Genomic DNA, 18,111 nt, shown 5'->3' with positions numbered 1-18,111 from the left:
CTTGAAGAGGAGTCCCTGTGAGCGTCACCCCCTTTGCCCCGCACGCGATGCACCTCACGCCCGGGGTCGCGGCCGCCACCGCCGACCTGAGCAAGGTCTACGGCAGCGGCGATACGCAGGTCGTCGCCCTGGACCGGGTGAGCATCGACTTCCGCGAGGGGGAGTTCACCGCGATCATGGGACCGTCCGGCTGCGGCAAGTCCACCCTGATGCACTGCGCCGCCGGTCTCGACACCCCCACCTCCGGCTCCGTCCGCATCGGCACCACCGAGCTGAGCAGGCTCAACGACCGGCAGCTCACCCAGCTGCGCCGGGACCGGATCGGCTTCATCTTCCAGGCGTTCAACCTGCTGCCGACACTGACGGCGCTTGAGAACATCACGCTGCCGCTGACCATCGCCGGACGCCGCCCCGACCGGCAGTGGCTGGACCGCGTGGTCGCCATGGTCGGTCTCTCCGAGCGCCTCGGCCACCGGCCCGCGCAGCTCTCCGGTGGACAGCAGCAGCGCGTCGCGGTCGCCCGCGCCCTGGCCTCGCAGCCCGCGATCATCTTCGGCGACGAGCCCACCGGCAACCTCGACTCGCGCGCCGGGGCCGAAGTCCTCGGCTTCCTGCGTGAGTCAGTGCGCGAACTCGGCCAGACCGTGGTCATGGTCACCCACGACCCCGTCGCCGCCGGGTACGCGGACCGCGTGGTCTTCCTCGCCGACGGCCGCCTGGTCGACGAGATGACCCATCCCACCCCGGACCGGGTGCTGGACCTGATGAAGCAGTTCGACGCCAGGTCGCGCACCAGCTGACGCACCGTCACCTCGTCGCCCCAGGTCCGAACCCGCCACCCGCTCGCATCCGTTCCGGCGAGCCCACGTCCCTGAAAGATCCCATGCTGAGAACAGCCCTGCGCAACCTCCTGGCGCACAAGGCCCGTCAGATCATGACCGTCCTCGCGGTCTGCCTGGGTGTCGCGTTCGTCAGTGGCACCCTCGTCTTCGCGGACTCCACCGCCGAGGCCCACCGCGCCGCCGCGTCGAAGAGCTTCGCCGACATCGCGGTCACCGTCACCGCGAAGGCGTCCCCGTCCGGGACCCCTGCGGACCCGCAGACCAGCGTGCTCGACGACGCGCTCGTGCGGAAACTGGCCGCCGTGCCCGGTGTCGCCACCGTACGACCGTCGGCCGACGGATCGGCCGCTCTGAACGCGGCGGACGGCACCCCGCTGCGGGTGAAGCCGGGGGCGAACCCGGCCGGTGCCTACGTACCCGGGGCGGACGGCAAGGACAGCCGCTACCCGCTGCTCAAGGGCCACGCCCCGAGGCACAGCGGTGAACTCGCCGTGGACCAAGGCACCGCCGCCGCCGGGCACTTCAGCATCGGCGACACCATCACGCTGGCCACCGACGGCCCGGTCATGACCAAGCGGCTCGTCGGCATCGTCAGCACCAAGGACACCCGGGTGACCGCCGGTGGCACCCTCGCGCTGTTCGACAAGGCGACCGCCCAGAAGCTGTTCGCGACTCCGGGCCACTACACCGGCATCGATCTGTCCGCCGCGCCCGGCACCGACCAGTTCCAACTCTCCCGCCGGGTCACCGACATGCTCCCGGCCGACCGTGCCGAGGCCACCACCGGCGCCGGGCAGGCGGCCCAGCAGGCCATCCTCGTCGACACGCTGACCAGGGGCTACGAGAAGCTGCCGATGGTCTTCGCCGGGGTCTCGCTGTTCATCGGCTCGTTCCTGATCGTCAACACCTTCACCATGCTGGTGGCGCGGCGCACCCGTGAGATCGCGCTGCTGCGGGCGATCGGCGCCTCGCGCCGCCAGGTGGCCCGCTCGGTCCTGCTGGAGGCCCTGCTGGTGGGTCTCGTCGCATCGGCGGTCGGTTTTGTGCTCGGCCTCGGCATCGCCTCAGTGTTGCCCGATGTCCTGAGCACCGGTGGGAACACACTGCCCCACGGCCCCCTGGTGATCGGCCCGAGCTCTGTCATGGCGGCGCTCGCGGTGGGCGTGGGTGTCACCGTGCTCGCCGCGTGGCTGCCGTCCCGCCGGGCGGCGAGGATCGCGCCGGTCGAGGCGATGCGTACGACGGAACAGCCTCCCTCTGCCACGCGTTCGCGGATCCGTGGCGCGGTGGGCCTCGGCCTGCTTGTCATCGGCGCCGGTTGGCTGGTGTCGCTCTCCGGCGCGAAGGACGCCTCGGAGGCGAACTTGCAGAGCGCCATGTTCGGTTGTTCTCTTCTCGTCGTCGCCCTGATCGTCCTCGCGCCGCTGCTCGCCGTCCCGGTGATCCGGCTGACCGGACGGCTGACCGGCCGCTTCGGGGTCGTCGGCCGGCTCGCCCAGGAGAACGCCCTGCGTGATCCGCGCCGTACGGCTGCCACCGCCGCCACGTTGCTGATCAGCACCGCACTGGTCGCCGGGCTCGCCGTCATCGGCAACTCCACCGGGCAGGCCCTCGACCGCCAGGCCGCGGCCGGGCTCGGCGCGGATTACGTCATCAGCTCCCGTACGACTACGACCGGCGTCGACCCGGCCGCCGTACGGCGGGTGGCCGACACCTCCGGGGTGCGGACCGCGAGCGCCGTCACGGACTCCAGCCTGTTCACCGGCGGCGGTGCCGCGGACATCTCCGGCGTCGACCCCGACACCGTGAACGACGTCATGAAGCTCGATTTCGTCAGCGGGTCCGTCAAGGACCTCGGGCCGGGCCGGATCGCGGTCTCCCAGACCGTCGCCCGGAAAAACGGTGTGACGTCGGGCGGCCAACTCAACGCCCGTATCGGCCTGAAGCAGGAGTTCAAGAAGTACACCGTGGTGGGTGTCTACAAGGACAACCCCATCGCCCACGACGCGCTCGGCGCCCGTACCGAGGTGTCGAAGAACAGCTTCATGCCCGGCTCCGTCCAACGCATCCTTGTCCGCACCGACAACGGCACGGTCTCGAAGACCACCGAGGAGCAGCTGCGCGCCGCCGTCGGCAACAGCCCGCTGCTGAAGGTGCAGGACCGGCGGCAACTCGTCGACGAGGCCGCCGGCACCATGGCCGACCTGCTGAACGTGATGTACGGGATGCTCGCCATCGGCGCCGTGATCGGCGCGCTCGGCATCGTGAACACCCTGGCCATGTCGGTCTCGGAACGCACCCGCGAGATCGGAGCGCTGCGCGCCATCGGCATGGACCGCGCCGGCATCCGGCGGATGATCCGCCTGGAAGCGGTGACCGTCGCCGCGTTCGGCACCCTGCTCGGCCTGGTGGGCGGAGTGTTCGGCGCGTGGGCGGTCGGCTCGCTGGCCAATGGTGCGCTGGAGCAGTACTCCCTGGCGCTGCCGTGGGGTCCGTTGCTCCTCCTGTGCCTGGTCTCGCTGGCTATCGGCGCGCTCGCGGCCGCCGTACCGGCCCGCCGGGCAGCCGCGTTGAGTCCACTGGAGGCCGTCGCGGAGGCGTGACGAAGGTCGGGAAGGCAGAGGAGGGCCCTGGCGTTTGCCGGGGCCCTCGGTGCATCTTCTCGATGGCTCGGGGGTGTTGGAGCGGATGCCGGTTCAGGAAGAGCCCGGGCTCAGCGGCGCAGGGCCGTCTCCCGCTGCATGTGCGACAGCTTCTCGGGGTTGCGTACGGCGTAGAGTCCGGTGATGAGGCCGTGGTCGATGCGTACCGCCACGACGGTGTCGATCGCGCCGTCGAGCCGGAGAACCAGTGCCGGGTAGGCGTTGACCTGCTCGGGCCGAAGCGACGACGCGGTGATTTTGCCGAGACCGGCGGCCAGCAGACGAGCCACCTTGTCGGCACCCCTGACCGGGTTCAGGACGGCCTGCTTGACTCCGCCGCCGTCGCCCATGAAGACGACGTCCGGCGCGAGGATGTCGAGGAGGCCCTGCAAATCACCTGTGGCGGCGGCCCGTTGGAACGCGTCGAGCGCGTGCTGGGTCTCGGCCCGGGAAACGATCCCGCGTGGTCGGCGCGCCGCTACGTGCGTACGTGCCCGGTGCGCGATCTGGCGGACCGCGGCCGGGCTCTTGTCGACGGCCTCGGCGATCTCCTCGTACTCGACGTCGAACACCTCGCGCAGCACGAACACAGCCCGCTCGGTCGGCGCCAGCGTCTCCAGTACGAGCAGCATCGCCATCGAGACGCTGTCGGCCAGCTCGATGTCTTCGGCCACGTCGGGCACGGTGAGCAGCGGCGCGGGCAGCCAGGTGCCGACGTAGGACTCCTTGCGGCGGCCGAGCGTACGCAGCCGGATCAGCGCCTGACGGGTGGTGATCCGGACCAGATACGCACGCTGATCCCGCACCGCGTCGAGATCGACCCCGGCCCACCGCAGCCAGGTCTCCTGAAGTACGTCCTCCGCGTCGGCGGCCGAGCCGAGCATCTCGTAGGCGACGGTGAAGAGGAGGTTGCGATGGGCGACGAACGCGTCGGTGGCGGTGTCCGTACGTATGCCCCGGGCGTCCTCTGTACGCAGGTTCTGCTCACTGATCTCGCTCTTCACCGGCTGCTCCTGCCTGTCCGCTCTCGATGGTGCCACGCGCACAAGACACCGGTCCCCGCAGTTTTGTGACACCTGTGGGCGGTGGCACACGTCACACTGACGACCCGTCACAGGGCGCGGGCCGTCGGCATCTTGTGGTCGTTCATCGCAACACCACGAGTGAGGACGAAGTCATGAACGCGCGATTCGACCTGTTCGACAACGAGCTCGCCGCCAAGTTCACCAAGCGGTTCGCCAACTCCAGTCTGGTGATCAGCCAGTCGCCGCTGCCGAAGTCCACGCAGGAGCTGGTGTCGCTGCGCGCCAGCCAGATCAACGGCTGCGGCTGGTGCATCGACCTGCACACCAAGGAAGCCGCGGCCGCCGGTGAGACCGCGGTCCGGCTCAACCTGGTCGCCGCCTGGCGCGAGTCCACCGTGTTCACCGAGGCCGAGCAGGCCGCACTGGCACTCGCCGAAGAGGGCACGCGCCTCGCCGACGCCCACCAGGGTGTGTCCGACGAGACCTGGGCGCAGGTGCGCAAGCACTACGACGACGACCAGATCGCCGCGCTGGTCTGCCTGGTCGCCCTGATCAACGCGGCCAACCGGCTCGCCGTGATCGTCCACCAGAAGGGCGGCTCCTACGAGCCCGGCATGTTCGCCGCTGCCCTCGACTGACCGCACACCGCACTCGGCCCGACCCGGGATCACCCGGGCCGGGCCCGCGTATGTCCGGGCGGCTCCCAAAGTGAGGTGCGAGGTGTGCGGGGCAGGCCGTAGCGTCCGGGGATGAGCAGCTTCACCACGCACCGCCGACGGGCCTGCGACGAGGGCCTTCCGGCGTACGCCCGGCTGAGCAACCTGCGGTCGTGCCTGGTCCACTTCGCGCCCTACGGCTTCCGGGCCACGTATCACCACCTCTGCGTCAGTGCGGGGATCCCCAGGAATCTGGAGAAGGATCCGAACTCGGTCGTACGCGCGGTCGAGGAGCTGCACGAGGCCCGGCAGCTCTGGCTCGCCGACGAGCGTGTCTACGCCGCCAGGCGCCGAGCGGACAAGGCGCGTGGCTTTCGTCAGGTGAGGCTGGACGAGTCCTGGCGGGGCTGGCAACGTGGGTGGGGGAACATCGCGTATTGTCCCGATCCCACAAACCACCCCGATGAACCACTGCCGGTGGTGGTCGAGCGGGTGCTGCGTTCATCGGTCCCGCTCGATGACGCTCCCGCGCTGATGTGTCGCGTATGCGGAAGCCGGGACAACACCAGCGACTGGGATGACGGTCTCCACTCCGTCCACCAGCTGTGCGGGGGATGCGGGGTCAGCCTCGCGGAACGGCGGGCCGATGAGCGCGACCCGCTGTTGGTGGCTCACAACGAGCGGCAGTGGAAGGAGATCTGGAGGCTTCGCAACGACGCTCCTCGCGGATATCCAGGTTGAGTTCGCCACCGACGCCTCATGGGCGGGAAGGCATCAACCGGCCGTCGTCGTGTCGCGCGTGGGCGGAGGTCAGCACCGCGTCGAGTACTCCGTGTACGGGGTCGAGTCCTGCCAGGGCTGCGGCCTTGTGCATCACGCCGCCGGGGGTGAGGGTCGGCAGGCTGTTCACCTCCAGGAGGTACAGCGCCCCGTCCGAAGCCAGACGGAAGTCGGCGCGCGCCAAGTCGCGTAGTCCCAGGGCGTGTACGGCCGTGACGGTCATCGTCCGAGCGCGGTCGCCGATGCCGTCGTCCACCTTGGCCGGGACGTCCAGGCGGATGTGCTCGCCCGGGGCTGCCTTGCGCGCGAAGTCGAACATGCTGCCCGGTTCCGTCCCTGACAGCAGCACATGCTCGGCGGGCGTGAGGGCACCGTCCTTGACGGCCTCCAGGTAGGGAACGGTGATGTCCCGGCCCGGGACATAGCGTTCGACCAGCACCCCGTACGGATGCTGAGCCAGCAGACGCACCGCTTGTACGCGGGCCTGCTCGGGCCGGGTGACGTACGAGTCCGCCGTGATACCCAGCGAACTGGACTCGAAGTTCGGCTTCACCACTGCGGGCAAGGGAAACGCGTCGCTGTCCGCGCGGAACACCTCGTCGGCGTCGGAGAAGAACAGCCAGTCCGGCGTGGGAAGACCGCATCGCGCGGCGATCGTCTTGGTGAGGTTCTTGTCCAGGGCCCGGTACAAGGCCGCCGGATCGGAACCGGTGTACGGCAGACCCAAGTCCGCGCACAGCGAGGGGACCACGGACTGCCGCCACGGGTGGCCCCGCCCCTCCGCAAGGTTCAGCACGAGATCCGGCCCGACCTGCCGCAGCCACCGCGCGGTCTCGTCCAGCGGCGCACCGACCTCGCGCAACACCGCGCGGTGCCCGAGATGCCGCACGCTGTCCACGACGGCCCGCACCGTCCCGACCGGGGTGAACCCCCGCCGATACGGATCCTCGTCACGCCGCTGGTTGTACGTCACCGCGATCCGCACCAGACCCCCTCGCCGAAGAACCAGCCGCGTGGACCTGCGGCCTGCCGGGTCCTGTCCAACCGTCTCCACCGGGAAACGTGGTGCCGGTAAGGGAGTTGAGAGAATGAGTCGGACCCCGCAGCCCACTGGGAGGAATCTGCCGCGCGGGTGGTTTGGGTGCGTCGGACGCCGCCTTCGCCCGGATCGCCGAGGAACGTGGGGTCAGCCCCCGACAGGTATGCGCGGCACCGTCGGGTCAGCTCGCGGCGAGTCGTGACTTCTTGACCTTGTTGCCGCAGGTGTTCATGGAGCACCAACGGCGGTTGGCTCCGCGGCTGGTGTCGAGATAGAGCCCCGCGCATCCGGGGCCTTCGCAGTTCTTGATGCGGCCGCGATCGGGGCCCCCGAGGATGCGGATGGCATCCGTGGCCAGGACGCCGAGGGCGTCACCGACAGGGGTCGTGTCCGTCAGGTGCCATTCTGCGCGTTCGTGCTCCAGCGCGGCCTTCGCGTGCCCGGCGGCAGCGACCGTGTTGAGGGTGCGGACGTCCTTTGAATCTGGCTGTTCACCTGCGGCGATCGCCGACCCGATGCGGTAGATCGCCTCACGGAGTTCGACGGCGTCCTCCAGATCGTCCGGCGACACGCCGGTGACGTCGAACCCTGTGGCCTGCAGCCACATCGTCAGTCGTGCGGAGCTTGTCAGCCGCTCTCTCGGCTCCATGTTGGCTCTCTCGCTGACGGTGGCAGTGAAGCGGAACGCCAGGACCTCGTTGTCCATCCGGAACACCCGTCGTACGTCCTCGGTCATTTCCAGCCTCCGCAGTGAGCGACAACACCCGTAGAACCCTCTTAGGCGGTTCGACGTGATGGTAACTCCATGGCATTCTTGAACTGTCTTAGGCAGTTCAGTGAAAGAGGTGTCTCTGCATGAGCAGCATCGCGGTCATCGGTCTGGGAGCGATGGGGAAACCCATCGCACGCAACCTGTTGAAGGCCGGCCACGACGTCGTGGTGTGGAACCGCTCCGACGCACAGGCGGAGCAACTGGTTGCGGCGGGTGCCCGTCGTGCCGCCTCGGTCGCAGAGGCGATGCACTCGCCGATGGTCTTCTCGGTCCTCTCCGATGACCGGGCCGTCGCCGAGACGTTCATGGACTCCGGTGTCCTCTCCCAGATCCCGGCCGGGACTGTTCACGTCAACCTCGCCACGGTGAGTGCCGGGCTGGCCCGCCGGGTCGGCGCGGCGCACGCCGAGTCCGGTATCGGGTACGTCGCGGCACCGGTCTTCGGCCGTGTTCCGGTCGCCGAAGCCGGAGCACTCAACATCCTTGCGGCCGGTGAAGACGGGCTGATCGACCGCGCGCAGCCGTTCTTCGACGTCATCGGCTCGCGCACCTGGCGACTCGGCGACCGTCCGGAGCAGGCCAACATCGTGAAGATCCTCGGGAACTATCTGATCGCCTGCGCAATTCAGTCACTGGGCGAGGCCGTCAGCCTCGCGGAGGGCGCCGGTGTCGACTCCGGACAGTTCGTCGAACTGCTGACCTCGACACTCTTCCCGGGAGCCGTCTACGCGGGCTACGGGTCGATGATCGCCGAACAGCGCTACCAGCCGGCCGGATTCACCACAGTCCTGGGCCGCAAGGACCTCCACCTCGCGCTCGACGCTGCGATCGACCACGACATTCCGCTCCCGATCGGTCAGCTGCTGCGGGCTGTCTTCGATCAGGCCGTCGCCGACGGCCACGGGGCGGACGACTGGGCGGTCATCGCGGAACAGCAACCGCGGTGACCACCGACGGCCGATGACCGTGACCGCGACCCGGCGATCGCGCCAGGAGACAGCCCTTCGTGTTCTCGTCGGCTGACGGTTGTCGTCAGCGGATGTCGTGGTCCGGGTGCGTTCGGTCGTACGCACTGCGTGCCTCGGCGATGTCGGCGCGGTGGGCGAGGGACCAGTCGGCCAGTGCCTTGACCAGGTGGGTCAGGCCGGTCCTGGTCTCGGTCAGACGGTAGTCGACCTGGGCCGGGACGGTCGGGTACACGGTGCGCACGGACGTACGTATGACCTCGTCGGTACGCCGATCACGGCCGGGCAGGTGGCCGATCGGCTCAGTGTCCGGCATCGGACCATCGGCCTGGGCGAGTACCGGCGCAGGCTCCTCGACGACACGCCGGGTCTGCTGCCGTTCCAGCCGCCCATGCTCGCCTCGATCGCGACCGGCATCCGGCACGGTTTCCTCGACGTCACCGCCCCTGACCTCGCGGACCTCCTCGGCCGCCCCGTACGCGACCCGCTGGACACGGCCGCTGCGGTGGCGTCCGAGGCGAGGCCGGAAGCGAGGGTTTAGCGGTTCAGCGGCGGGTGTTTCTTCTGCTTCCCTTCCTCGAAGCGGAGGACGTGAGCGGAGCCAGTGCGGTGGGCCGCACCGCGCCCGCTGCGGCGGACGCGCGCAGCAGGTCGGTCAGGTCGTGGGAGTGCGCCGGTTCCGTGGTGGGAGTCGCCGCTGTGATGCGGTCCAGTCGGAAGCCCCGGCCGGCCTGTCGCGTGCGGCACCAGGCGATGAGGTACCAGCGGCCGTCGGCGGTGAGCAGTCCGGCCGGTTCCACCTCGCGGTCGCTTTCGTGTCCCGCCGCGTCGATGTAGGACAGCCGCAGCACCGTGTGGGTGGTGAGGGCCTGTTCCACCGCGGTGCGGACCGTGGAGTCGGACGGCGAGGGCAACGCGACGATCCGGGCGGCGAGTTCCTGTGCCGCCGCCGAGGCGGGGCCGGATGCCGAGGCCGCGATCTTCTGGGCCGCCGTGCGGGCCGCCCCGGCGTACGGGGCGGACGCGTCGGTCGCGGCGAGGGCGACGGCGAGTGCCGAGGCTTCGTCGGCGGCGACGCTACCGTCCCGCAGTGGACAGGAAGTCACACTGGCGCCGCAGTTCCCGCTCGGTGACGGTCAGCGGGAACAAGGTGAAGCCGTGCATCGCGCCGGCGACGAGACCGAGCTGTACAGGCGCGCCTGCCGTCTGCCACCGCCCGGCCAGGAACAGCGAGTCGTCCAGCAGCGGATCCTCGGTGCCGACGACGATCCGGGCGGGCGGCAGACCGGCAAGGTCGGCGTACAGCGGTGAGAGTTCGGGATCGCGGCGTTGTTCGGCGTCCGTGCCGGGCGTGAACAACTCGTAAGTCCGCCGCAGGGATTCGGTGTTGCTCAGCAGCCGCTTCGATCCGAACGATCGCTGACTCGGCGTCATCGACAGGTCGTAGCAGCCGAACAGCAGGTGGGCCGCCCGGAACGCGCCGGTGATGCCATGTCGGTCACGAAGGCGCAGCAGCGTCACGACACTCAGGTGGGCACCGGCCGATTCACCCCCGATCAGCAGCCGTTGCGTGCTGAACTCGGCAGCGGCGTGGTCCACCAGCCACCGGGCCGCCGCTTCGCAGTCGTCGGGCCCGGGGGGGAAGGGGTGTTCCGGCGCGAGGCGGTACTCCACGCTGACCACGGCCAGCCGGGCCCGCTCGGCGAGCTGCCACAGTCTCTCGTCCTGCCCGTCCGAGGACCCGAACGCCCAGCCGCCGCCATGTATGTGCAGATACACGCCGTTGACGTGGTCGGGCACGAAGACACGTACCTTCACCCCGCCCGCAACGACGCGGTCCTGGCCGTGCGGCAGCCTTACCGGTGGTGTGTCGCCGGCGAGCCGGTTGCGCCGCAGTGTGGCCAACAGGGCCGCGTCCGGCGTCTGTTCGCGCGCCGGGCGGCTCGCGGCGGCGGCTTCGAATTCCTTGTTGAACGCCTGGGTTTCGGCGAGGCAGTCCTCATCGGTGATCGTCATGCCGTCGACCATCGCAGTCGTATGCGACAGCATCCTGTCACCCTTTCCTGGTGAGCCGCGTCACATGGCCGACGCCGTAGCATCGAGAGTCGGCACCTCATCGCAGCGCAGGAGCAACGAAGTGCATCAGCTCACGTACGGCGACATCAAGGCCGCCACCGAACGGATCACCGGGCGCGTCCGCCCCGTCACCCTCGCCGCGGTCGAGCACGGCGCGATCGGCACTGCCGACCAGGTGTGGCTGGCGCTGGAGTTCATGCAGTACACCGGCTCGTTCAAGGCCCGTGGCGCGCAGAACTTCATCCAGGCCCACCGTGACGCGGGCACCCTGCCCGAGGCCGGGGTGACCATCGCGTCGGGCGGCAACGCCGGTCTGGCGTGCGCCTGGGCCGCCCAGCAGCAGGGTGTGCGTGCCACGGTGTTTCTGCCCACCATCGCACCGCCGGTGAAGGTGGCCAAGCTCCGGGGCTACGGCGCCGACGTGCGTCTGGTCGGTGCCGAGTACGCGGAGGCGCTCGCGGCGTGCGAGGAGTTCGCCACGGCAACCGGTGCGCTCGCCTCCCACGCGTACGACCACCCGCTGATCGCCGCCGGGGCCGGCACCCTGCTGGAGGAGATCCACCGGCAGATCCCCGACCTGGACACCGTGGTCGTCGCGGTCGGTGGTGGCGGCCTCTTCGCCGGGGTGGCCACGGCCGCCCGTCACCACGGGATCCGTACCGTCGCGGTCGAGCCGGAGAACTGCCGCGCGCTGAACGCCGCCATCGACGCCGGCCGCGTGGTGGACGTTCCCGTCGACTCGATCGCCGCCGACTCCCTCGGCGCCCGCCGCACCTCACAGATGGCCCTCGCCGCCGCCCAACACGACGGCGTCCGCTCCGTCCTCGTCCCGGACAGCGAGATCGTCCGCGCCCGCCAGGCGCTGTGGGACGACCGGCGGATCGCGGTGGAGCACGGCGCGGCCACGGCGCTGGCGGGCCTGCTCACCGCCGACCAGCAGGTTCTCGGAGAGAAGGTCTGTGTGGTGCTCTGCGGCGCGAACACCGACGCGCGCACGCTGATGCAGCCCTGAGTACCGACCGGCCATCTCGTAGGGCTGCTGTTTGTGCTGGTCACCGGTGCGCATGAACCCCGTTGTCAGTGGGCCCCGCTAAGGTCCCCTCTCAAGATCCCGGACATCAGATCCTTACGGGGGAGATCAGCATGAGCAGCACCGGCGACAGTACGTACGAGGGTTTCACGCCCGAGGAACGGGCCGCGATGAAGGACCACGCCAAAGAGCTGAAGGCGGTGGCGCGCCGCAGTTCGCGCGAGGAGAAGGCGGCCCAGGCCGCGCAGGACGTGCTCGCGAAGATCGCCGAGATGCAGGACTCGGACCGCGTGATGGCCGAGCGTGTCCACGCCGTCATCGCCGCCAACGCCCCGACGCTCGCGCCGAAGCTCTGGTACGGGATGCCCGCCTACGCCCTTGACGGCAAGGTCGTCTGCTTCTTCCAGTGCGCGGAGAAGTTCAAGACGCGTTACGCGACGCTCGGCTTCAGCGACCAGGCGAAGCTGGACGAGGGCACGATGTGGGCGAACGCGTTCGCCCTGACCGAGGTGACGGCCGAGGTGGAGGAGCGGCTCGGCGCACTCGTGAGGCGTGCGGTGAGTTGAGGCGCACGCCTGGGTGCGCCCGTTGTGCCGGGGCCTCGTCCCAAGCGCTGCCAAGGCGGGCTTGCGGCATGATGATTTGGTGGACTTCGAGGCGTACCGGGGTGAGTTGACGGCGTACTGCTACCGGATGCTGGGCTCGTTCCACGATGCCGAGGACCTGGTGCAGGAGACGCTGCTGCGGGCCTGGAAGGCCCGGGAACGCTACGACCCCGCGCGGGCGTCGGTGCGGACCTGGCTGTACCGGATCGCGACCAACGCGTGTCTGACCGCGTTGGAGGGGCGCGGTCGGCGCCCGTTGCCCTCCGGACTGGGAGCGCCGAGCGACGACCCCTGGGCGCCGCTGGCACCGGCGCTCGACGTGCCCTGGCTGGAACCGTTCCCCGACGCGCGGTTCGACCCCGAGGTGCGGGCCGACCTGCGGCTCGCGTGGCTCGCGGCGGTGCAGCATCTGCCGGCGCGGCAGCGGGCGGTGCTGGTGCTGCGCGATGTCCTGGCCTTCTCCGCCGCCGAGGTCGCCGAACAACTCGGCACCACGGTCGCGGCGGTCAACAGCGCCCTGCAGCGCGCCCGCGCGGTCCTCGCCGACGTAGGTGATGCCGATGCGGTCACCGAGCCGGACGACCCCGAGGTGCGTGCGGTGGTCCAGCGGTACATGCGGGCGTTCGAGGCGGCCGATGTGCCCGCCCTGGTGCGGCTGTTGGCCGACGACGCGGTGCTGGAGATGCCGCCGGTGCCGCTCTGGTACCGGGGCAGCGGCGCGTACGGCCGGTTCCTGGAGCGGGTGTTCGCCCTGCGCGGCACGGGCTGGGCCATGCGGGCGCTGACCGCCAACGGGCAGCCCGCGCTCGCCGCTTACGCCCCGCAGCCCGGCGGCGCGTACGAGCTGAACACCCTGCAAGTCCTCACCGTCACCGCGGGGCGGGTCGCGCGCAACATCGTGTTCGCCGATCCGGGTGTCTTCGACGCCTTCGACCTGCCGCGCGAGATTCGTAAGGACGAATTGCGCCGGGAGCGATGAGTCGGGGCGGTGCCGCCGGTATGTACCGGCGAACACCAACCGAAGGGAAACACCCGCATGAGTGTCATCGTCGTCGATCTGATCACCTTGGACGGGGTCGTGTCCGACCCGGACGGGTCGCAGGGCACGCCGCTGGGCGGCTGGATGTTCCGGCACGGAGGGGAGGCGGTCGGGACGGAGGACAGGTTCCGCCTCGGCTCCGCGCTGGACGAGGGGGTGCTGCTGCTCGGACGCGTCACCTGGCAGCTGTTCGCGAAGATCTGGCCCGGTCGCGAGGACCCGTTCGCCCGGCGGATGAACGCCGCGGCGAAACTGGTCGCCTCCCGCACCCTGACAGACCTGGAGACGTCGGTCTGGCCCAACTCGACGGTCCTCGACGGCGACCTGGTCGAGGCGGTCCGGAGCGAGCGGCGGGACGTGCTCGTCCTGGGAAGCCTCGGCATCGCGGACCGGTTGCGGGCCGCGGACCTGGTCGACGAGTACCGGCTGCTGACCTTCCCCACCGTCCTGGGAGCCGGCCGTCGCCTCTTCCCCGTCGAAGGCCCCCGGGCCGACCTGGAGCTCCTGGACGTCGAGCAGGTCGGCCCCGGCGTCCTCACCCGCTACCGGAGGGTATGAGACACCCGTCTCACGAGCGACGAACTCGTCCTGGAACCAGGTTGGTTGCTCAGTGCGAGGCCGAGTCGTATACGTGGTGGGTGTCCCGTCGCCTGCGGTGGATGCGGAAGCGGTCGAAGAGGACCGGGGCGGGGTCCGGGTTCGCCGCCGTCGCGGTCGGGGTGTGGTAGTAGCTGACGGTGATCGTGGTGCGGCCGCCGATCAGCGATCCCGGATCGACGTCGAAGACCGCGACGCCGTACGGGTAGGTCTGGTCGGGGTCGCGCACCGCGGACCAGGTCGCCTTCTCCTTGGCGTCCGGGTCGGCCTTGTACGTGAGGCGCTGGGTGCGCACGAAGGCGTCCGGGACGCCGCCGTCCGGGTCCGTCAGATACGTGTCGTCGTGCGAGGCGGTGCCACCGCCGCCCAGGATGAGGTGGACGGTGCCCTTGGAGGTGTCGATGTCGTCGGGCCGGTCGTCGACGACGGCCGGGCGCAGCAGGCTGCCCGGGTCGGTACCGCGTACGGGGTGGGTGCGCTCGTAGTCGTGGTCGTGGCCGCAGAGCACCAGGTCCACGGCGTGCCGGTCGAGGACCGGCAGCAACTGCTCGCGCAGTCCCATGTCGCCGCCATGGCTGGCGGCGGAGGACGACATCGCGAACTGGTGCAGGGACACCACGATCCAGTCGACGTTCCGGCCTGCCCGGGCCCGCGCCAACGTCCGCTCCAACCAACGGAGTTGGGCACCCTCGCTGTAGCCGCTGATGTAGACGGACTGCCCGGTCGCCGGGTCGATGCTCGCGTCGTCCTCCACCGCGAGGTCGTTGCCGTCCAGGACGGCGAAGAGCACGGAGCCGACCTGGAAGCTGTACCAGTTCCCGCAGTAGTCACGGGTGTGGTTGTCGGGCAGGTCGAAGCGGGTGGCGTACGAGGCGTATCCGAGGTCGCCGCCGCCCGCCTCCACCTCGTGGTTGCCGGGCGCCGGCATCCAGGGGCGGTTCGCGGCGGACACCGACATGTTGTTCATGAAGGCGTCCCAGCACTGCGGCTGGGTTTCCTGGTTGTTGTTGGCGTACGCCAGGTCGCCGTTGAGCAGGTGGAAGAGCGGGTTGAACCGCTCCACCTGCCGCACCGCGACCGCCCCGTTGACCGCGGACTTCTTCCACTTGGGGTCACCGGCCCCGAGGTCGCCGAAGCTGGTGAAGCGGAACGGCACCCGGCCCGGCGCGGGCGCGGTGCGGAAGGTGGAGCGGCGGGGCGCGGAGCCGTCGTGCAGCACCTCGTACACGTACTCCGTGTCCGGCCGCAGCCCGCGCAGCCGCACCCGATGGGTGTACGTCTCCACCTGGTTGAGGCCGTCCACGTACGTGGTGGTCTCGGCCCGTACCGTACGCCCGAAGTCCCCGCCGGGGCGGCCGAGGCGCAGGCGGGGCCGGCGCACCGACGCGGCGGTCGCCCAGGAGACGGTCATCTCCCGCGAGGGCTCCTCACCGTAGGCCAGGTGTATCTGCTCGGCGCCCGGCGCGTCCGCGACGGCGGGCTGCGTCCACAGCAGGGTGGAGGCCGGACCGGCCGCCAACACTCCTGCCGCAGCCGAGGCTTTGAGGACTGTCCTGCGTGCCGGCTGACTCACTGCTGTTCTCCTACCGCTGGGCTCTCGGAATCGCCCGAAGGCTCACAGCGGCAGAAGAACAACCCCGTGGGGCAAGGGAAACGTCCGGCGGACAGCAGATGAAGGACGCTCGCCGAACGGATGAAACGGACGCCCGCCGGCGGTGTCGTACACCAGCTCAGCCGATCGCGTTGGTGGGGTGCGCGACGGAGATATGAGCGCCTCTTCTCCGTTTTATGAGCAAACGATGACGGCGGGCGATCCGCGGTGCACGTGATGGTCTGCTGGGGCCATGAACAGCAACAACTCGGCCCGTTCCGGGCACCACCCGTCCCGTCGTCTGTCCCGATACACCGTGCGTACGGTGGCCGCGGCCGTTGTGCTCGGCGTCGCCATGGTCGGCTGCGGCGGCCAGGGCAAGGATTCCGGAGGGGACTCCGGCGCCAAGGCGCAGGCGAAGAACGACACCAGCACCGGTTCGAAGGTGCTGTGGATCGGCGACTCGATCGCCGGTGCGGAAGCCCCCGCTCTGGGCGCGGCCCTCAAGGCCAGCGGCGTGGAGTTCAAGGACTCCTCGTCCGACGGCGGCGGCACGGTCGTCGACAGCGGCGAGGAGATCACCGGCATGATCTCCGCCGATACGTGGAAGCAGCTGGCCACGAACATCAAGTCGTTCCACCCCACCGTAGTCGCCTACCAGGTCACCACGTACGACTGGGGCAGCGCGGACCAGCAGCGCACCGCCTACGACAAGCTCGTGAAGACCGTCAAGGACGCCGGGGCCAAGCTGGTGATGGTGCCGTCGCCTCCGGTCACGATCGGCGACGGCCCGTACAAGCAGCACGAGGCACAGATGCGTACCGCCGCCAAGACGGCCTCGGAGGTCGCCAAGAACAGCGGGGGCGCGGCGGTGTTCCTCGACGCCTCCCAGCTGTGGGGCACCGATCCCGCCGCCAAGAAGGCCCTGCGGTCCTCGGACGGTGTGCACAACTGCCAGCAGGGGGCGGCCACTTTCGCCAAGTGGTTCACCGCGGAGCTCGGCAAGCAGGCCGGGTTCACGCCTGCGTCCGTGGACACATGGGCCAAGGGCTCGTGGACCGGTGACGACCGGTACGGCAAGCTCCACTGCGGCAGCTGACGGGCCCGCGTTCCCATGCCTGCTTCTCTCCTCGGGGCTCTCGCGCCGGTGCGCGGTCGTGCGGTGTCGGCCCGGCACCGTGCGGCGCGGACCGGTGGGTCGGGCCGTGCGCACATCGCCGCTCTCGACGGGCTGCGAGGGTTCGCGGTCGCGGCCGTACTGCTCTTCCACGCCGGGCACCTCAGCGGCGGGTTCCTGGGCGTCGACCTCTTCTTCGTGCTGTCCGGGTTCCTGATCACCGGGCTGCTGCTGAGCGATGCGGCGAACGGTGGGCGGATCGCGCCGGGTGTGTTCTGGGTCCGCCGGGCCCGCCGTCTGCTGCCCGCGCTCGTCTGTGTCGTCGTGACCACCATGGCGCTGACCTGGGCATTCGGTTCCGTGACGCAGCTGCGGTTCGCGCTCGACGACACACCCTGGGTCGCGGCCCAGGCGGTCAACTGGCACTACATCACCGAACAGATCGGCTACTGGAACGCCTCCGACACCCGCGTCTTCGCCCACCTGTGGAGCATCGCCGTCGAGTGGCAGTTTTATCTGGCCTGGCCGCTGGTGGTGGCCGTGGCCGCCCGGGGGCGGCACGCCCAGCGCGTCGTGGCCGCAGTCGCCGGGGCGGGCGCGGTGGCGGCGGGCGCCCTGATGGTCTCGCTCGGCGCGGCGATCGACACCACCCGCGCGTACGAGGGCACCGACACCCGGGCGGTTGCGTTGCTGCTCGGAGCCCTCGCGGCCACCGCGCCCGTACGGGGCCTCGCCGCCCGGGTGCCGCGCCGCGCGGCCGACGCGCTCTGTCTGGTCCTGGCGATGGGACTCGCGGTGGCGTGGGCGATGACCGACGGCGAGAAGGCGCCGATGCTCTTCAAGGGCGGACTGTTCCTGCACTCACTGGCTGCGGCCGTACTCATCGTCCTGATGGCGCAGGTGCCCGGCACCCGCGCGGCCCGGATCGCGGGCAGCCGCCTGCCACGCCGCCTGGGCGAGCTGTCGTACAGCCTGTATCTATGGCACTGGCCCGTATACCTGCTGCTGTTGCCCCGGCTGTCCGCGCTGGGCGACTGGGGTGCGACGGCTGCGGCGATCGCCGTGTCCCTCGCCGCCGCTGCGGCCACGAAACGGCTGGTCGAGGACCCGGTCCGGTTCCGGTCGGGGTGGGCGCGGGGACACCGGGGGCTGATCACGATCGTGGCGCTGGCTCTCGTCGGGGCCGCGCTGTGGGCGGCGATCCCGGTTCCGGTGCCGGGCGCGGGCACCGTCGACATCGACCAGTTGGGGTAAGCCCGCGCGAGCGGCCTGCGAACGAAAGCCGCAGGCTATTCCATAGAAATACCCAATTCGGCGAAGTACTCCGAATGCACC

At 70.1% G+C, this 18,111-nt stretch carries 18 protein-coding genes and 1 pseudogene; 12 read left to right on the top strand and 7 right to left on the bottom strand.

The annotated features are described in order from the left end of the window. Positions 1–47 precede the first annotated feature (47 nt). Both BG418_RS10775 and BG418_RS10770 read left to right on the top strand, forming a co-directional pair. Positions 48–800, top strand: a complete 753-nt coding sequence (locus BG418_RS10775) for an ABC transporter ATP-binding protein (RefSeq protein ID WP_188273733.1) — start codon at positions 48–50, stop codon at positions 798–800. 83 nt (positions 801–883) lie between these two features. After that, positions 884–3,445, top strand: coding sequence for an ABC transporter permease (locus BG418_RS10770; RefSeq protein ID WP_188273529.1), 2,562 nt, complete (start codon positions 884–886; stop codon positions 3,443–3,445). A gap of 110 nt (positions 3,446–3,555) precedes the next feature. On the opposite strand, the gene BG418_RS10765 is transcribed toward BG418_RS10770, so the two are convergent. Then, positions 3,556–4,488 carry an RNA polymerase sigma-70 factor gene (locus tag BG418_RS10765; protein ID WP_188273528.1) on the bottom strand — a complete coding sequence of 311 codons (933 nt, stop codon included), beginning with the start codon at positions 4,486–4,488 and terminating at the stop codon, positions 3,556–3,558. A gap of 173 nt (positions 4,489–4,661) precedes the next feature. Between BG418_RS10765 and BG418_RS10760 the strand changes: the two genes are divergently transcribed. Beyond that, positions 4,662–5,147 (top strand): carboxymuconolactone decarboxylase family protein, encoded by a 486-nt coding sequence (locus tag BG418_RS10760; RefSeq protein WP_188273527.1) that lies wholly within the window; start codon positions 4,662–4,664, stop codon positions 5,145–5,147. A 111-nt stretch (positions 5,148–5,258) separates the two neighbouring features. Next, positions 5,259–5,906: a hypothetical protein gene (locus BG418_RS10755; RefSeq protein WP_188273526.1), complete on the top strand. Its 648-nt coding sequence runs from the start codon at positions 5,259–5,261 to the stop codon at positions 5,904–5,906. A gap of 16 nt (positions 5,907–5,922) precedes the next feature. On the opposite strand, the gene BG418_RS10750 is transcribed toward BG418_RS10755, so the two are convergent. Beyond that, on the bottom strand, positions 5,923–6,930 hold the full coding sequence (locus BG418_RS10750) for a hypothetical protein (protein ID WP_188273525.1): 1,008 nt from the start codon (positions 6,928–6,930) through the stop codon (positions 5,923–5,925). A 235-nt stretch (positions 6,931–7,165) separates the two neighbouring features. Beyond that, entirely contained in the window at positions 7,166–7,720 is a 555-nt protein-coding gene (locus BG418_RS10745; protein WP_188273524.1) for an ABATE domain-containing protein, read from the bottom strand. Positions 7,721–7,839: 119 nt separating this feature from the next. Between BG418_RS10745 and BG418_RS10740 the strand changes: the two genes are divergently transcribed. Beyond that, positions 7,840–8,703 carry an NAD(P)-dependent oxidoreductase gene (locus BG418_RS10740; protein ID WP_188273523.1) on the top strand — a complete coding sequence of 288 codons (864 nt, stop codon included), beginning with the start codon at positions 7,840–7,842 and terminating at the stop codon, positions 8,701–8,703. An 85-nt stretch (positions 8,704–8,788) separates the two neighbouring features. On the opposite strand, the pseudogene BG418_RS10735 reads toward BG418_RS10740, so the two are convergent. Beyond that, positions 8,789–8,965: pseudogene (locus BG418_RS10735) on the bottom strand (winged helix-turn-helix transcriptional regulator); the annotation flags it as partial. 45 nt (positions 8,966–9,010) lie between these two features. Between BG418_RS10735 and BG418_RS10730 the strand changes: the two are divergent. Next, positions 9,011–9,262, top strand: coding sequence for a hypothetical protein (locus BG418_RS10730; RefSeq protein WP_223184635.1), 252 nt, complete (start codon positions 9,011–9,013; stop codon positions 9,260–9,262). 4 nt (positions 9,263–9,266) lie between these two features. Here BG418_RS10730 and BG418_RS10725 read toward each other — a convergent pair whose 3' ends face one another. Together BG418_RS10725 and BG418_RS10720 are read right to left on the bottom strand one after the other, a co-directional pair. Further along, a complete protein-coding gene (locus BG418_RS10725) occupies positions 9,267–9,827 on the bottom strand; it encodes a WYL domain-containing protein (RefSeq protein ID WP_317453602.1) in 561 nt (186 codons plus the stop codon). Further along, entirely contained in the window at positions 9,799–10,737 is a 939-nt protein-coding gene (locus BG418_RS10720; RefSeq protein ID WP_188273521.1) for an alpha/beta hydrolase, read from the bottom strand. The genes BG418_RS10725 and BG418_RS10720 overlap by 29 nt, the downstream gene beginning before the upstream one ends. Positions 10,738–10,858: 121 nt before the next feature. Here BG418_RS10720 and BG418_RS10715 point away from each other — a divergent pair, with 121 nt between their 5' ends. From BG418_RS10715 to BG418_RS10700, 4 genes are all read left to right on the top strand, one after another. Continuing rightward, positions 10,859–11,809: a threonine/serine dehydratase gene (locus BG418_RS10715; protein ID WP_188273520.1), complete on the top strand. Its 951-nt coding sequence runs from the start codon at positions 10,859–10,861 to the stop codon at positions 11,807–11,809. Between the two features lie 131 nt (positions 11,810–11,940). Next, positions 11,941–12,393 (top strand): iron chaperone, encoded by a 453-nt coding sequence (locus BG418_RS10710; RefSeq protein ID WP_188273519.1) that lies wholly within the window; start codon positions 11,941–11,943, stop codon positions 12,391–12,393. 61 nt (positions 12,394–12,454) lie between these two features. Beyond that, entirely contained in the window at positions 12,455–13,411 is a 957-nt protein-coding gene (locus BG418_RS10705) for a sigma-70 family RNA polymerase sigma factor (protein ID WP_188273518.1), read from the top strand. A 57-nt stretch (positions 13,412–13,468) separates the two neighbouring features. Next, entirely contained in the window at positions 13,469–14,029 is a 561-nt protein-coding gene (locus tag BG418_RS10700) for a dihydrofolate reductase family protein (protein WP_188273517.1), read from the top strand. A 49-nt stretch (positions 14,030–14,078) separates the two neighbouring features. Here the strand turns inward: BG418_RS10700 and BG418_RS10695 are convergent, their stop codons facing one another. Further along, positions 14,079–15,641, bottom strand: coding sequence for a metallophosphoesterase family protein (locus tag BG418_RS10695; protein WP_188273516.1), 1,563 nt, complete (start codon positions 15,639–15,641; stop codon positions 14,079–14,081). A gap of 271 nt (positions 15,642–15,912) precedes the next feature. Here BG418_RS10695 and BG418_RS10690 point away from each other — a divergent pair, with 271 nt between their 5' ends. Then, the gene (locus tag BG418_RS10690; protein WP_188273515.1) at positions 15,913–16,758 is read left to right on the top strand and encodes an SGNH/GDSL hydrolase family protein; all 846 of its coding nucleotides are present in this window, start codon (positions 15,913–15,915) and stop codon (positions 16,756–16,758) included. 15 nt (positions 16,759–16,773) lie between these two features. Then, on the top strand, positions 16,774–18,030 hold the full coding sequence (locus BG418_RS10685; protein WP_188273514.1) for an acyltransferase: 1,257 nt from the start codon (positions 16,774–16,776) through the stop codon (positions 18,028–18,030). The last annotated feature ends 81 nt before the right edge of the window (positions 18,031–18,111 follow it).

It is taken from the genome of Streptomyces sp. CBMA152 (assembly GCF_014596475.1).
Taxonomy (GTDB): domain Bacteria; phylum Actinomycetota; class Actinomycetes; order Streptomycetales; family Streptomycetaceae; genus Streptomyces.
This window is presented reverse-complemented; position numbering and strand designations above follow the sequence as displayed.

Excerpts from the sequence above, each read along its gene's own strand:
- BG418_RS10770 (WP_188273529.1), top strand. The coding sequence starts at position 884 with ATGCTGAGAACAGCCCTGCGCAACCTCCTGGCGCACAAGGCCCGTCAG.
- BG418_RS10710 (WP_188273519.1), top strand. The coding sequence starts at position 11,941 with ATGAGCAGCACCGGCGACAGTACGTACGAGGGTTTCACGCCCGAGGAA.
- BG418_RS10690 (WP_188273515.1), top strand. The coding sequence starts at position 15,913 with ATGAACAGCAACAACTCGGCCCGTTCCGGGCACCACCCGTCCCGTCGT.
- BG418_RS10740 (WP_188273523.1), top strand. The coding sequence starts at position 7,840 with ATGAGCAGCATCGCGGTCATCGGTCTGGGAGCGATGGGGAAACCCATC.
- BG418_RS10685 (WP_188273514.1), top strand. The coding sequence starts at position 16,774 with ATGCCTGCTTCTCTCCTCGGGGCTCTCGCGCCGGTGCGCGGTCGTGCG.
- BG418_RS10720 (WP_188273521.1), bottom strand. The coding sequence starts at position 10,737 with ATGACGATCACCGATGAGGACTGCCTCGCCGAAACCCAGGCGTTCAAC.
- BG418_RS10745 (WP_188273524.1), bottom strand. The coding sequence starts at position 7,720 with ATGACCGAGGACGTACGACGGGTGTTCCGGATGGACAACGAGGTCCTG.
- BG418_RS10760 (WP_188273527.1), top strand. The coding sequence starts at position 4,662 with ATGAACGCGCGATTCGACCTGTTCGACAACGAGCTCGCCGCCAAGTTC.
- BG418_RS10775 (WP_188273733.1), top strand. The coding sequence starts at position 48 with ATGCACCTCACGCCCGGGGTCGCGGCCGCCACCGCCGACCTGAGCAAG.
- BG418_RS10755 (WP_188273526.1), top strand. The coding sequence starts at position 5,259 with ATGAGCAGCTTCACCACGCACCGCCGACGGGCCTGCGACGAGGGCCTT.
- BG418_RS10700 (WP_188273517.1), top strand. The coding sequence starts at position 13,469 with ATGAGTGTCATCGTCGTCGATCTGATCACCTTGGACGGGGTCGTGTCC.